Genomic DNA, 13,489 nt, shown 5'->3' on the forward strand with positions numbered 1-13,489 from the left:
AGGAAGGCCATGAAGGTACTGACAGCAAAGCAGGCATGGGACGTGCTTGCAAATGAGGCCGGTAGCGTCCTCGTGGATGTGCGGACGCCGGTGGAATGGGCGGAGGTTGGTCTGCCCGACTCTGCGGCTTTGCCACTCCCCGTCGTGTGCCTGACCTGGCAGCCTGGTCTGGAGCAAATTTTTCTGGAAGGTTTGCTGGATGCGGTTCCGGATCAGAACAGCCGCGTGCTGTTCCTGTGTCGTTCAGGGATGCGCTCTCACAATGCAGCGCTTCTGGCAGAACATGCCGGTTATGCAGATGTGACGAATATCGTGGATGGTTTTGAGGACAAGCATGGCCCCGGCACGGGCTGGCGCGCCGGGGGACTGCCGTTCACTCACAGGCCGCTGTCAGGTTCCTGATCCGCATCGTAGTGGACTTCAAGAACCGCACACCACGGGTAGCGGCTGTCATAGCTGTGGCCTGACCCATCCGCGATCCGGCCGTTTGCATCGGTCGGAACGTGGGTAAGGGAAACGGCATCATCCACATTGCCGCCTACGATGCTCAGCTCATGTCCGAAGGGCGGGGCATTCTGGTTGACTGCGGCAACGATGCCGCAATGTGCCGGGAAGCCGTAGGATGTCGGCAGCATCGAGAACGTCACGGACTTGCTTCGTCCACGCCCAACGCAGATCAAATCGCCCATCTTCGGCGTATAGCTTCCCGGATCATGTGCGCTGACACCGCTGGACTGCCCGCTGGCTGCCGCGTTGATGTAGGTGGCGTGATTGGGAGAATACGGGAAGCGGTCATTCGCACCTGCAACACGCATCACGTAGGAAATGAAGGCGGCTGACCAGGCATAATGGCCATCATGAGCCGCGTCGAAGCGCGTGCCGTTGGCATCGGTCTTGCCAGTCCAGGCGACTTCCGTTTCGTATGGGTCCTGGCCGATCCACCAGTATTCGCCGATGCGCTGCCAGAGGCCGGGAATACGTTCCGGCTTGAGCGCAGGATCTGTTGGTTCCGGGCGATCTTCCGGATCGTCATCCGAAACCGGCGAACCGAACATCCGCCATTCCCGCAGGGCAATGGCTGCAACATCCTGACGATTGAAGGGCTCGAAATTCCGGCTGGCAAAGTCCGGAACATGAGTGTTGTAACCAAGGGTTCCGGTTGTGCCGTTCGCATACTGCGCGTTAGGCGTCTGGGCCGGATACGGGCGGACACTGTTCTGGCTGGCGCAGCCAGTCAGTGCGAACAGTGCGGCCGTAGCGGCTGTTCGCCAGAAGATATGCGAGTCTGACACAATCATCCTCATGCGGGCTCGATGAAGCATCATCTTGAACGGCAAGTGCGATGGAGCGTCAAGTGCCGGGCATCTTAAGCGACGGAAGACGCGCAGTTATTCCAGAAAATGGAAGAAGCACACCGCGCCTACAAACAGGATCGGAGGCGCGAAAAATAGAAGAAGAACAGTCGTCTCAGGTATTTTCTGGCCTGATCTGGTTTGGCCAAAAAGGACAGAAGAAGAAAATGAGAGCAACACCTGAAATGAATGGAGCGAGGCAGACAGAGGTTAAGACACGCCATGTCAGGAAAAGCCCCTGCACTACAATTTGCGTCCTCCAGGCCTCTCTCGGCTCCAGCAGCAATGCCAGCAACTATTCTGAGAAATCATGCACTCACACCAGCGTACGCGATGAGTCTCAGCCGGAAATCATGGCTCCAGCGACCCAAGGGGCCAAATAAGCACATGGCTTTGGCGGGCTATGAAAGCAGGGAGTTAAAGTAACCATTCAAATGATTTGAATGGTTACAATGTCCTGGTATCAGTTTTGTGGAAAGAGACCCTTCAGCCCTTCTTCAGAAGCGTCACACCGGCCACGCTCGGTAATCAGTCCCGTGACGAGACGTGCTGGCGTTACGTCAAAAGCCGGATTGGCCGCTGGGCTGTTTTCTGGTGCGATGCGAACACGTCCCGGATCACCGCTCTCCGTGAGGCCCGTCATAAACAGAACCTCGTTCTGGCTGCGTTCTTCGATCGGGATTTCCTTCACGCCGTCGCGCACGCGCCAGTCGATCGTCGAGGATGGGAGTGCCACCCAAAACGGGACGTTGTTGTCCTTGGCGGCCAGCGCCTTGAGATAGGTGCCGATCTTGTTGGCGACGTCCCCCTGCGCCGTCACGCGGTCCGTGCCGACGATGACCATGTCCACGTCGCCAGCCTGCATGTAATGCCCGCCAGCATTATCAGCGATGACCGTATGTGCCACGCCATGGCTGCCCAGTTCCCAGGCCGTAAGTAGGCTCCCCTGATTGCGGGGACGGGTTTCGTCCACCCAGACATGCACCGGGATTCCCTCGTCATGAGCCATGTAGATGGGGGCCAGAGCCGTGCCCCAGTCCACGGTCGCAATCCAGCCTGCGTTGCAGTGCGTCAACAGGTTCACGCGGCCCTGACGCCCCTTGCGTTCCCAGATTTCGCGGATCAGCTCGAGACCATGACGTCCAATGGCTTCATTGACCTGCACGTCTTCGTCGCAGATCGCATCGGCTTCCACATACCCGGCCTCAACGCGGCGTTCTGGCGGGAGAGTGCGAAGATGCGTCACCATACGCTCGATGGCCCAGCGGAGATTGATGGCTGTCGGGCGTGTCTCAATCAGGTCAGCCGCAGCCTTTTCCAGAGCGGTATCCGAGGCGTCATCCTGAAGAGCGAAAACGAGACCATAAGCGGCAACAGCGCCAATCAGCGGAGCTCCCCGAACCTGCATGCTGCGGATCGCATGAGCGACTGCGCCCATATCCCGAAGTTCGAGAATTTCCACTTCCCAGGGAAAACGCGTCTGATCGAAAATGCGGATGCTTCTGGCGTCGTCGGAAGGACGCCAGAGACTGCGATAAGAGGTGCCGTTGATCTTCATGGGATGCTCCTGGGAGGGCTCCGGCAGGCAGGGCACGGAACAGAAATAAGGTGTTTACCGCATGTGCGCGATACATGCGCTGAACTCAAGGGCAGAAACCCCCGGTACGTATCTTGCGTTTGGTGGTTGTCCTGTTGATATTCTTCGGATACCAGTAGTTCGCATTGTATTACATATTATGTCTGGATTCTCTTTCTAAGACGCTAGGGAAAGATAATGGCCTCTCTCATGAACGCCGGAAAAACAGTTTCCAGCTCTGCCGCTGCTCGTCCACCTGTTTCCCGGAGATCTGACCGGAGCGGGATGTCTGCACTGGAAAAATATCGCCTTCTGCGTGAGACGCGTAAAGTCGTGCGTCGTCAGCGGATTGAGGAAGAACAGAATCGCCAGAGCTCGTCCTGAGCCAAAGATTTTCGTTTATCCTGCTGACCCTGTTAATCCTTTTCCCGGTTTCGGCCTGATGGTTGATGGTGTGCGGGGAAAAGGCGTGAAGCAGTGTCATTGCGTGTACTGACGGTTTTGCCGCCGCGTGAAGCATACGCCGATGGGCACGCCGGCGCGATTGCCCTGCTCGTCAGCCGGCTGGCTCAATCGGAAGACCGTATCACCGGGAAGGCGATAACAGGGCGTCCTCTGCCCGGGGGACATTTCGTTCCCCTTGAAATTTCCAGCTGGCCACTTCCTCAACGTCTGAAGTACGGCATTGCCTGTCTGGCTGCTGCGCGGGACTTCAAGCCCGATCTCATAGAAGTTCATAATCGCCCGGATCTTGCACTGTTTCTGTCCCGCTTCGCGCCGGTGCGTCTGATCCTGCATAACGACCCGTGTTCCATGCGCGGCGCGAAAACACCCGCACAGCGGCAGCGTCTGGCGGACAGGGTGCTGGTCTGTGGGGTCTCACACTGGGTGGCGCAGCGGTTTTCGGAAGGGTGCGGGTCCGTATCTGTCGCTATTCAACCAAATTGTATGGATCTGGAGGAAGTTCCCGAAGAGCGCCTCCGGCAGCAGAACGTTCTCTTTGCCGGTCGTGTAGTCGCCGATAAAGGCGTGGATGCTTTCGTCAGTGCCTGGGGAGCGATCAGTTCCCGTTACCCCGGATGGACAGCAACCATCATGGGAGCAGACAGGTTTGGTCCAGACTCTCCTGAAACGCCCTTTCTTGCCCAGCTGCGCCCCAGAGCACATCAGGCGGGCGTATTAATGACAGGCTATCAACCACATACCTGCATTCTGGATGCAATGGCTGAGGCGGCTATTGTTGTTGTTCCCAGTCGATGGCCGGAACCTTTTGGCATGACGGCTCTGGAAGCCATGGCATGTGGAGCGGCCGTGATTGTCTCTCCTGTTGGGGCGTTGCCCGACGTGGTAGGAGACACTGCCCTTCTGGCCGCTCCCGATGAACCGGGGGCTTTGGAGGAGGCTTTATGCCGCCTGATGGATCAGGCCGCTTTACGATCCGAGCTGGCGCAGAAAGGCCGCGAAAGAGCGGCTCGGTTCGGTCTGGAGCAGGCAAGGGCGCAGCTTCTGGAGCTGCGCCAACAGGCTGTCAGGTTTAGTCGCGGTTCGGCGGCCCCATAAAGGTCGGGTCGATGGCCTCCGGCACATGATGCGCCAGAATTTCGTCTACGGCCTTCTTTTCTTCATCCGTCAGAGACCAGCCGAAAACGTCTCGTACGCCTGAGACCTGCTCCGGCTTGCGAGCGCCCCAGAGAGCAATGACCGGTCCCTGATCCAGTACCCAGCGGACAGCAAAGGCGAGAACGGACTTGTTCCGCTTGGCAGCCAGCTTCTTGAAGTCCTCGACAGCGGCCAGATAGCTCTCGAACTTCGGCTTCTGGAATTTCGGATCACCCGAACGCAGATCATCCTTCGGGAACGTCGTGTCCTTGCTCATTTTGCCGGACAGCAGACCGCGACATAGCGAACCATAGGCCAGAACAACCGCATCGTTCTTCTTCGCGTACGGCAGGATGTCCTTTTCACAGGTACGCTCGAACAGGTTCAGCGGCGGCTGGATCGTGGCGAGGGGCGCGACTTCGCGGAAAATATCCATCTGTTCGGGCGAGAAGTTGCTGACGCCCAGAGCGCGGATCTTGCCTTCCTGATGCAGCTTCTGAAGCTCGCGCGCGCTTTCGTCGATCGGGGTCTTGGCATCCGGCCAGTGAATCTGCTCAAGGTCGATCGTCTCAACGCGCAGGCGGCGCAGGGAGTCTTCCACTTCCTGTCGGATACGGGCGGGGCGGGAGTCACGAAAGACCTTCCGGTCTTCCGGCTTGTCATCCGTCCAGTTCAGGCCCAGCTTTGTGGCGACAAAGGCCTTGTGCGGCTTCTCAGCCAGTGCGCGACCCACAACTTCTTCGGAATGTCCAAAGCCGTAAACCGGAGCGGTATCAATCAGATTGATGCCATCATCAAGGGCGGCATGAATGGTGCGGACGCCGTTTCCATCGTCAGGGCCGCCCCACATCCAGCCACCGATAGCCCAGGTGCCAAGGGCAACGCGAGAAACGGGCGTATCAATGCCTGGAATGAGAATGGTGTCGGTGGACATGTCTGTCTCCATGGGAAATGGACTGTTTCAAAACAGCGCATACAGGCTGGGGAGGTTGCATGGAAAGTCGAAACCCGCCATCCAGAATATCTATGCGCCAGTCTTCCTTGACCCTTACCCGCATCGGCCAGTGGCTTGCCATTATTCTGCCGCTGACTCTCACACATCTTCGCGGGTTGGCGGAAGCGGATATGGACTGTCTGGCCGTTCTCCTGCTGGTGCATTCCGCCCGAAACAGGCAATGGTCCTGGGCGAAGGAGCCATGGGTTGTCGCCACCTTCTGCTGGTGGATCTGGCAGGTTCTCTGCACGCTCTGGGTTTCGCCGGGGCATGGCGCTCTGGGGCAATCCCTTGCGGCCATCCGCTTTCCCGTGGCCGCGGCTGCTCTGGGATGCTGGGTTCTGCGTGACAAGGTCTGGCGCCAACGAACGCTCTGGGTCACCTGTGGGTGCGGGCTCTATATTGCCCTCCAGATGCTGTTGCAGGCAACGATTGGCTACAATCTGTTCGGCATCCCGCGCTTCCATGACGGCACCCTGACCGGCCCTTACACGCACCCGCGCGCTGCCGCTCCACTCTCCCGCCTGATCCTGCCCATGCTGATGCTGGGCTGCACACTGATTGAAGGTTGGAAGACGCGCCTGTCGCGCACGCTGGGCCTGTGCGCGGCAACGGTTCTGGCTGTCACGATCATGGTTCTGGCAGGGCAGCGGATGCCTTTCGCGCTGTCCCTGTTCGGGATCGGGATCTGTGCGCTGCTCTACCGTCCCATGCGCCCAGCCGCACTCGTGGCCGCCGCCATGATGCCGCTTCTGGTCTTTGCCGCCAGCGTGGTCTCACCGGGGAGCTTTTCGCATCTCGTTGTGCTGGCCCGCCAGCAACTGACGCATTTCAGCCAGTCGCCCTACGGCGAAATTTACACCCACGCTGTTGTCATGGCGCAAGCTCATCCGCTGCTTGGACAGGGTTATGATGCCTATCGTCATCATTGTGCGGACCCATCCACCTTCCACGGCGTGCCGTGGCTTTCCATGGAGCATCCGCCGGGGGGCTGGACGGATCTCTGCGTGCAGCATCCGCACAATCATTACCTTCAGGCTCTTGTGAATGCGGGTGTTCCGGGCCTGATCCTATTCATTCTCATGGTAGCCTGCTGGCTCAAGGCCCTTTGGCCCGGACGGCAGGGATCTGCGGTTGCCATCGGTCTGTTTGCGGCGGTGGTCATTCAGGAATGGCCCATTGCTTCAGCGTCTGATTTCCTGAACCTGCCTTTGGGTGGGTGGGGCTTCCTGTTGCTGGGGCTTGGATTGGCGTTCCGCAACGGCTTTCAAGACCGCCCGCAGGGGCCTATATCGTAACTCAGATTACGGAGGCCCTTCATGTCCAGCACCAGTGACCCGGCACGCACCGGAACCGTTCCCGTTACCGTTCTGACAGGCTTTCTCGGAGCCGGAAAAACCACCCTGCTCAACCATATTCTGACTGCCGAACACGGCCGTAAATACGCTGTGGTCGTCAATGAGTTCGGCGAGCTTGGCGTGGACAATGACCTCGTGGTGGATGCCGACGAGGAAGTGTTCGAAATGAACAACGGCTGCATCTGCTGCACCGTGCGCGGCGATCTGATCCGCATTCTTGGCGGTCTGCTGCGTCGTCGTGGCCGTTTTGACGGGATCATCGTCGAAACGACCGGCCTTGCCGATCCGGCCCCGGTCGCACAGACATTCTTTGTAGATGAAAACATCCGCGAGAAGGCCCGTCTGGATGCAGTCGTAACGGTTGTAGATGCCTTCAACGTCATGCAGACGCTGGACGAAAGCCCTGAGGCTGTCAGCCAGATCGCGTTTGCGGATGTGATTGTTTTAAACAAGATCGATCTTGCGGATGAAGAGCGCCGCAAGGAGATCGTTGCCCGCATCCGTCAGATCAACGCTGTTGCCGAGATCCATGAAGCCCAGCATGGCGGCGTGAACCTGACAGATATTCTGGATCGTGGCGGTTTTGATCTTCAGCGTGCGCTTTCCACAATGCCGGACTTTCTGGAAAACGATCATCACTCCCACGAAGAGGGGATCGTCAGCATCTCCCTCTCGGTGAAGGAGGAGATTGACCAGCGTCGTTTCCAGGCCTGGATAGGTGCGCTTCTTCAGGAACAGGGTGGCGATATTCTGCGCTCCAAGGGTATTCTGAACTTCAAGGGTGAAGAGCAGCGCTTTGCCTTTCAGGCCGTGCACATGATGGCGGATGGGGATTTCATCGGTCCGTTTCGTGAAGGCGAAAGTCGGGATTCCCGTCTGGTCTTCATCGGTCGCAACCTGAACCGCCCGCAGCTGCGTCGCGGCTTTGAAAGCTGCATCGCGGAATGACACGGGAAATCATTGAAGATCGCGGCGCCGAGCGCCGTTTCGAAAGCCCGATCGTGGGTGTCACGTCGTCACGGGATGGCAAGACATTCGCAGCAGCGACTGCGGATGGCGAGCTCATTCTCATCCCGCGCGATCAGATGACCACGCTGGGATCATGGACCGTTCTACAGGTTCATGACGGTGCACTCTGTCTGTCGCAGGATTGTCTGCCGGATGCGTTTCTGACGGGTGGCGAGGATGGCAAACTGGTCCGGACATACGCTGATGGTCGGACTGAGGTTCTGCGGGAAGGGCGACGCTGGGTTGAGTGCATCGCTACATCCACTACGCATCTTGCTTTCTCGACAGGGCGTGAACTGGAAGTCCGTGCGGCTGAAGGCAAGACGACGCTCAAGACGCTGGATCATCCGTCATCCGTGACGGGCATTGTGTTCGACGCCAAGGGTAAGAGGATCGCAGCCTCGCACTACAACGGGGCGTCGGTCTGGTTCGTGCAGGCGAAGATCGACACTGTGCGCCCGTTCGAATGGAAGGGCAGCCATATCGGGATTGCCATTCATCCGGGTGGCGAAGCTCTGGTCACGTCCATGCAGGAAAACGATCTGCATGGTTGGCGTCTGGCCGACGGGCACAACATGCGCATGAGTGGCTATCCGAAGCAGGTGCGGTCCATGGCATTTACGCGCAATGGTCGCTGGCTGGCGACGGCGGGTGCGGATGCCATCGTGCTATGGCCGTTCTTTGGCGGTGGCCCGATGGGCAAGGCGCCATCCGAACTGGCGCGTCTGCCGGGCCTGTTCGTCAGTGCGGTCTGCCCAAACCCCAAGGAAGACATCATTGCCGGTGGCTATGAAGATGGTACCGTTCTGCTCGCCGAAATCGGTGGCGGAGACCAGCGTGTCCTTCCTCTCTGCTCGGGGCAGAAAAGTGCGCGTGGCAAGGTGACCGGAATCAGCTTCACACCGCAGGGCGGCGCGATCATTTTCGGTACGGAAGATGGAACAGTTGGCGTTGTGGACCTGTCTGCAAAAAGCTGACCATCTCGTTTTTTGGGCGAGGTTGTAAGAAGAGGCGTCCCGGTTGGAGGACGCCTCTTTTTTTGTTCAGGCTGTAAAGAAGTGGCTCAGGCCCATCCCGCGCAGGCCGCGACGGTAGGCAATAGAGCTGCGATCCGCCATTACATGGGCTTCAAGATTTGGATCGAGCGGCAGATTTTCCGGCTTCTGCGCTTCCACAATCTGACGATCTTCTTCAAAGACGCGCCGATTGAACTCGTAAACATCTTCCACTGATCCAGTTGTATCAAAGTTCCGGCAGATCGGCGCGAACATCCGCGTCACACGGGCAGAAACCGGGGAGGCGGCATTCATGATGACGAGCCTGCCGTCGTTCGGAAAATGGATTTCCAGCGTTGCGGTGAATGGCAGGAAAACACGGAAATGCCTCAGCCATTCGAAGTCTGCAAACTCTTCAACGCCCAGAAGTCCGTGTGGAAAGTTGGAGACATTGCTGCGGTATTCGGCCTCGAAACCCGTTTCGGTCAGCTTCGGCGAATAGGACGGAACGATCGGGTTTTCAGGGTCGGCAAATGTTTCGGTATGGACGAAGGCGAAATGTGCAACGTCAATGAAGCCTTCAACCTGCCGCCCCGCAAAGCCCTTGATGTCGATCCAGGGGCACGTGATCTGCTGGAACGCCGGATCATCCCAGTGCGGCATGGGGGGCAGGTTGGTTTCCCCGGTCGGGCGCAGACACGTCCAGATCAGACCGAAGCGTTCGACAACCGGATAGGTTCGCAGGTGCAGTTTCGGCGGAATTTTGCTGTCCGGGTGAGCTGGGACCCGCACGCAACGGCCATCCTGTCCGAAACGGAAACCGTGATAGGCACAGGCGATTGTCTTACCGTTTCCGTTGCCCATGCTCAGGGGAACACCGCGATGCGGGCAGAGATCATCCGCGATCACGATATCCCCATCCGCCCGATACACTACCAGCGGCGCATCCAGCAGCGTCACGCCCATCGGGCTGTCTCCCAGATCGCGGGACAGAGCCACCGGATACCAGGATTTGGCAAGGATCTGCCAGTCTGCGGGCTCAAATGTGCACTTCCGCGGAAGATCGACGGATGTCGGAGAAAGGCTGGCGCAGGTTGCGGTCATGACGGGATCTCCGCAGGCTGAAAAGTAGGGGCTGACAGATCATTTCATGGATGGAGCGTTCTCGGATATATCATAAAGACGGTTGATCCGTTCTGATATTTAGGGAGGGTATGTAGCGGGAGGTGTTCCGCCTCTCCGGTAGATGGCGGAGTGTTGTTCCTTTTCCGAAATTATCTCATAGTCAGGTTAGAAATGTCATGAGGTAACTTCATGTCTGGGCTGTCTCTCCCTGATCATCTGCGAACAACTGGCATGTTTCTTCAGTACCGGGTGTGGGCCGACAGGCTGACATATGAGGCACTTCTGAAGCTTCCCCGCGAGGAGATCGTGAAGCCTCGTCAGACAACGTTTGGTAATATCCTGCAGACGCTCGGGCATGTGCATGTCGTGGATGACATGTTCCGCCACCATCTTCAGGGGACGGAGCATGGTTATCGCTCACGGCAGGCCGACCAGATACTGGATCTTGAAGAGTGGTGGCATGCGACACAGGCACTGCACCAGTGGTATATGAAAACATGTGCTAGCTGGAACGTGGATGATCTGAAGGAGCAGATTTCCTTTGCGTTTATTGACGGGCAGACCGGGATAATGACCCGGGAGGAAATCATTCTCCACGTCATCAATCATGCGACCTATCACCGGGGTTTCATCGGCGACATGCTGAAGCAGATTCCGCAGAGCTGGCCAGCCAATGATCTGACGGTATTTCTGCGGAATCATTATGACAGGAGCGCATGATCAGCGATCCGTGTGACCAAGGTCCTGCTCCGGGGCGATCACGTCCCGCACGCGCTGCTTGAGCTCTTTGGGCCCCGGAAATCCGCCATCGCGTTTGCGCTCCCAGACCAGCACATCATCAACATGGATTTCGAAGCGGCCGCCTGTATCGGGAATAAGCGCCACTTCACCGAGAGCCTGTCCGAAAGTGGACAGCAACTCCTGTGCCATCCATCCGGAACGCAGGAGCCAGTTGCACTGCGTGCAGTAGCGGATCGAAACGCGCGGTGCTGTAGAGGACATGACGGTCTCCTGCTGAGCATGGGTATTTTCGGGCATCATGACACACTGGGCAGCGTCTGCCAGCCAACAGGCGCGCCATGGAACATTCACAAAGAAACACTTTCCGATCTTCCTCACGGAACATTATGAAGGCGGACTGTCTTTTCAACTCTGTGAGAGCCTCTCCCGCATGATTACTGCCGCTCGTCTGTCTGCCACGCTTCTGATGTGCACAACGCTTCTCGCGGCCTGCACGGCGTCGTCCCCTCATGTTTTGCCGGAAACGGCTATTCCGGATGCAAGGCTGGTACTTCCGTCGCCACCGGCTCCAGGCAGCGCGGCACAGGCAGATGACGATCAGGTTTTTCATGAAACACGCGCTTTGAAGGACACACCGCGCTGGGCGTTGGCTCAGCGGGATGCCGATCTGGAGGTGCCGCACCTCGTCCGGGATTTCTCTTGTGCGGTCGGATACACGCTGGATCTTTCGAAAGCGCCTCATCTGGTCAGTGTGCTGAAGCAGATGGAAAACCCGATCGTTCATCGGACGTCAGAAGCCAAGCACTACTGGCATCGGACGCGCCCGTTTGTCGGAACCAACCTCCCCATCTGTACGTCCCCCGAAGGGCTGGGTCTTCATTCGTCCTATCCGTCCGGTCACACGACGGCGGGATACGGCATGGCGCTCCTGCTGGCGCACCTGATGCCGGAGCATGCCACCATGATCCTGCAACGCGGACGTGTTTTTGGAGAAAGCCGGATCGTTTGTGGTGTGCACTGGAAGTCTGACGTTCAGTCCGGATTCCTGAACGCAATGTCTGAAATGGACACGCTGCTTGCTGCCCCGGAACTTCAGGATGATCTCGCTGCGGCCCGTGAAGAACTGCGTGCCATGAAGGGCGTGACATCTGCTCCGGATGCCGCTGAATGCGCTATCGAGGCGGATGCCGCCGCGCACTCCATCCTTTCGGAGAAATAAAAAACCGGCAGAAGGCGTACGCGCTTTTTACCGGGTACTACTAGGTCAGGATGCTTTTTCTGCATCCTTGACCTGAGCGACGGGTGGCTCAGGGGCAACTGGTTTAGGTCGGGTGGCGCGTTCATTGGCTTCCATGAAGCGGTCCGCCAGAGACGTATAGAGCGGGCGTGGGCAGACCATGCGCGAGACGCCGAACGCCAGGAAAGACGTGGCCAGAAGAGCCAGCGTGACCTGCTGGTTGTCGCACATTTCCATGACGATGATGGTCGCTGTCAGCGGAGACTGCGCCACACCACAGAAATAGGCGACCGTCCCGAGAAGCACGACAGCGCCCGGCGTCGTATGCGGCAGGAACTGTTCGATCCAGCCACCGATGGCCGCACCAATGGCCAGCGAAGGCGCAAACATGCCGCCCGGAATGCCTGAGCAGTAAGACACCAGCATCGCCAGATATTTCAGCAGAAAGAACGAAGCTGGATAATGCTCTGTTCCTGCGAAAATGGCGCGGGCCTGTGCGTAGCCGGTGCCGTAAGTTGTACCTTTGGAAATCAGGCCGATGATGGCCAGAACCAGCCCGCAGGCAGCAGCAAAAGCAATTGGCCGTTGTCCGGCAAAGCGTCCGACCGGGCCAGGAAGGCCCCGCGACGCTTTGATGACGAGAGCCGCAAAGGTGCCACCAGCCAGACCACCGAGGATGCCGCAGGTCAGCACCGCAATCCATGCCGTGCCAACCGGAATATCAACGTCTGCGTGGCCGAAATAGGTGTAGTTGCCCAGCAGGGCGATGGCCGTGACACCGGAAACTACAACAACCGTGAGTGTGCGGCCGGACGTGCGCTGCTCGAAGGAGTGGGACAGTTCTTCAATCGCGAAGACGATTCCTGCCAGAGGTGTATTGAACGCAGCAGCCATACCAGCCGCGCCCCCTGCAAGGATCATGCTGCGTTTGGCCGCGATATTGGATTGTCCGAGCAGGCGGGAAAAACCATGCATGACGGAAGCACCGACCTGAACACTCGGGCCTTCGCGGCCAATGGACGCGCCGCAGATCAGTCCCAGGCAGGTCAGCAGGATCTTGCCCACTGAAATCTTGAGCGACAGAACCCGATCCACCACCGTGTAATTGTCGATGTGGAGGGTCGCAATTGTTTGCGGAATACCTGAACCCTGAGCGCCCTTGAAGAGCGTGCGGGTCATCCACGTGATGAAGGCCAGACCGGCTGGCGCCACGAACAGCATGGCCCAGGGATGCCAGGCGATAATTCTGGACCGCAGATCCGCTGCACCATCGCCCATACGCGCAAAAAGGACAGCAATGATGCCAACAAGAACAGCGCCGATCCAGTAAATGACTGTACGGCGCCACTGCGTTGTTGTGGCCCGCGCGGAACGGCGCAGATGATGGATGCGGTCTTTACGGCGCAATGCGTGTTTGGAGGACAGATGCCCGGGGGGAATCGGTTTGGGAGCGGAGTCAGGAAGCTGGGGCGAAGTATCGGCCAATGGAAGACGTCCGGGAAGG

At 58.3% G+C, this 13,489-nt stretch carries 14 protein-coding genes; 8 read left to right on the forward strand and 6 right to left on the reverse strand.

The window, feature by feature from the left end; translation table 11 throughout:
* The first annotated feature begins 9 nt into the window (after positions 1-9).
* Positions 10-402, forward strand: a complete 393-nt coding sequence (locus GFR01_RS01290) for a rhodanese-like domain-containing protein (protein WP_174694638.1) — start codon at positions 10-12, stop codon at positions 400-402.
* Here GFR01_RS01290 and GFR01_RS01295 read toward each other — a convergent pair.
* The gene (locus tag GFR01_RS01295; protein WP_063904366.1) at positions 378-1,298 is read right to left on the reverse strand and encodes a DUF2272 domain-containing protein; all 921 of its coding nucleotides are present in this window, start codon (positions 1,296-1,298) and stop codon (positions 378-380) included. The genes GFR01_RS01290 and GFR01_RS01295 overlap by 25 nt on opposite strands.
* Before the next feature lie 517 nt (positions 1,299-1,815).
* Positions 1,816-2,910 (reverse strand): S-methyl-5-thioribose-1-phosphate isomerase, encoded by a 1,095-nt coding sequence (gene mtnA, locus GFR01_RS01300; RefSeq protein ID WP_099180975.1) that lies wholly within the window; start codon positions 2,908-2,910, stop codon positions 1,816-1,818.
* A gap of 216 nt (positions 2,911-3,126) precedes the next feature.
* On the opposite strand from mtnA, the gene GFR01_RS01305 reads away from it, so the two are divergent.
* Together GFR01_RS01305 and GFR01_RS01310 are read left to right on the forward strand one after the other, a co-directional pair.
* The gene (locus GFR01_RS01305; RefSeq protein WP_099180976.1) at positions 3,127-3,312 is read left to right on the forward strand and encodes a hypothetical protein; all 186 of its coding nucleotides are present in this window, start codon (positions 3,127-3,129) and stop codon (positions 3,310-3,312) included.
* A gap of 99 nt (positions 3,313-3,411) precedes the next feature.
* Positions 3,412-4,488 (forward strand): glycosyltransferase family 4 protein, encoded by a 1,077-nt coding sequence (locus GFR01_RS01310; protein WP_099180977.1) that lies wholly within the window; start codon positions 3,412-3,414, stop codon positions 4,486-4,488.
* Here GFR01_RS01310 and GFR01_RS01315 read toward each other — a convergent pair.
* Positions 4,463-5,461, reverse strand: a complete 999-nt coding sequence (locus tag GFR01_RS01315) for an aldo/keto reductase (RefSeq protein ID WP_099180978.1) — start codon at positions 5,459-5,461, stop codon at positions 4,463-4,465. The genes GFR01_RS01310 and GFR01_RS01315 overlap by 26 nt on opposite strands.
* Before the next feature lie 92 nt (positions 5,462-5,553).
* Between GFR01_RS01315 and GFR01_RS01320 the strand changes: the two genes are divergently transcribed.
* From GFR01_RS01320 to GFR01_RS01330, 3 genes are read left to right on the forward strand one after another with little or no spacing between them, the layout of a single operon-like run.
* A complete protein-coding gene (locus GFR01_RS01320) occupies positions 5,554-6,819 on the forward strand; it encodes an O-antigen ligase family protein (RefSeq protein ID WP_099180979.1) in 1,266 nt (421 codons plus the stop codon).
* 21 nt (positions 6,820-6,840) lie between these two features.
* Positions 6,841-7,827, forward strand: a complete 987-nt coding sequence (locus GFR01_RS01325; protein ID WP_099180980.1) for a CobW family GTP-binding protein — start codon at positions 6,841-6,843, stop codon at positions 7,825-7,827.
* Positions 7,824-8,864: a WD40 repeat domain-containing protein gene (locus tag GFR01_RS01330; RefSeq protein WP_099180981.1), complete on the forward strand. Its 1,041-nt coding sequence runs from the start codon at positions 7,824-7,826 to the stop codon at positions 8,862-8,864. The genes GFR01_RS01325 and GFR01_RS01330 overlap by 4 nt, the downstream gene beginning before the upstream one ends.
* Before the next feature lie 66 nt (positions 8,865-8,930).
* Here GFR01_RS01330 and GFR01_RS01335 read toward each other — a convergent pair whose 3' ends face one another.
* Positions 8,931-9,986, reverse strand: coding sequence for an aromatic ring-hydroxylating oxygenase subunit alpha (locus GFR01_RS01335; protein ID WP_099180982.1), 1,056 nt, complete (start codon positions 9,984-9,986; stop codon positions 8,931-8,933).
* Positions 9,987-10,196: 210 nt separating this feature from the next.
* Between GFR01_RS01335 and GFR01_RS01340 the strand changes: the two genes are divergently transcribed.
* Positions 10,197-10,727: a DinB family protein gene (locus GFR01_RS01340; RefSeq protein WP_099180983.1), complete on the forward strand. Its 531-nt coding sequence runs from the start codon at positions 10,197-10,199 to the stop codon at positions 10,725-10,727.
* On the opposite strand, the gene GFR01_RS01345 is transcribed toward GFR01_RS01340, so the two are convergent.
* A complete protein-coding gene (locus GFR01_RS01345; RefSeq protein WP_063904605.1) occupies positions 10,728-11,009 on the reverse strand; it encodes a SelT/SelW/SelH family protein in 282 nt (93 codons plus the stop codon). It abuts the gene before it with no gap.
* 169 nt (positions 11,010-11,178) lie between these two features.
* On the opposite strand from GFR01_RS01345, the gene GFR01_RS01350 reads away from it, so the two are divergent.
* Positions 11,179-11,967: an acid phosphatase gene (locus GFR01_RS01350; protein ID WP_099181580.1), complete on the forward strand. Its 789-nt coding sequence runs from the start codon at positions 11,179-11,181 to the stop codon at positions 11,965-11,967.
* Between the two features lie 45 nt (positions 11,968-12,012).
* Here the strand turns inward: GFR01_RS01350 and GFR01_RS01355 are convergent, their stop codons facing one another.
* A complete protein-coding gene (locus tag GFR01_RS01355) occupies positions 12,013-13,470 on the reverse strand; it encodes a chloride channel protein (RefSeq protein WP_099180984.1) in 1,458 nt (485 codons plus the stop codon).
* Positions 13,471-13,489: the final 19 nt, after the last annotated feature.

The organism is Gluconobacter frateurii (assembly GCF_002723955.1).
Taxonomy (GTDB): Bacteria; Pseudomonadota; Alphaproteobacteria; order Acetobacterales; family Acetobacteraceae; genus Gluconobacter; species Gluconobacter frateurii.

Excerpts from the sequence above, each read along its gene's own strand:
- GFR01_RS01290 (WP_174694638.1), top strand. The coding sequence starts at position 10 with ATGAAGGTACTGACAGCAAAGCAGGCATGGGACGTGCTTGCAAATGAG.
- GFR01_RS01295 (WP_063904366.1), bottom strand. The coding sequence starts at position 1,298 with ATGATTGTGTCAGACTCGCATATCTTCTGGCGAACAGCCGCTACGGCC.
- mtnA (WP_099180975.1), bottom strand. The coding sequence starts at position 2,910 with ATGAAGATCAACGGCACCTCTTATCGCAGTCTCTGGCGTCCTTCCGAC.
- GFR01_RS01305 (WP_099180976.1), top strand. The coding sequence starts at position 3,127 with ATGGCCTCTCTCATGAACGCCGGAAAAACAGTTTCCAGCTCTGCCGCT.
- GFR01_RS01315 (WP_099180978.1), bottom strand. The coding sequence starts at position 5,461 with ATGTCCACCGACACCATTCTCATTCCAGGCATTGATACGCCCGTTTCT.
- GFR01_RS01320 (WP_099180979.1), top strand. The coding sequence starts at position 5,554 with ATGCGCCAGTCTTCCTTGACCCTTACCCGCATCGGCCAGTGGCTTGCC.
- GFR01_RS01325 (WP_099180980.1), top strand. The coding sequence starts at position 6,841 with ATGTCCAGCACCAGTGACCCGGCACGCACCGGAACCGTTCCCGTTACC.
- GFR01_RS01330 (WP_099180981.1), top strand. The coding sequence starts at position 7,824 with ATGACACGGGAAATCATTGAAGATCGCGGCGCCGAGCGCCGTTTCGAA.
- GFR01_RS01335 (WP_099180982.1), bottom strand. The coding sequence starts at position 9,986 with ATGACCGCAACCTGCGCCAGCCTTTCTCCGACATCCGTCGATCTTCCG.
- GFR01_RS01340 (WP_099180983.1), top strand. The coding sequence starts at position 10,197 with ATGTCTGGGCTGTCTCTCCCTGATCATCTGCGAACAACTGGCATGTTT.
- GFR01_RS01345 (WP_063904605.1), bottom strand. The coding sequence starts at position 11,009 with ATGTCCTCTACAGCACCGCGCGTTTCGATCCGCTACTGCACGCAGTGC.
- GFR01_RS01350 (WP_099181580.1), top strand. The coding sequence starts at position 11,179 with ATGATTACTGCCGCTCGTCTGTCTGCCACGCTTCTGATGTGCACAACG.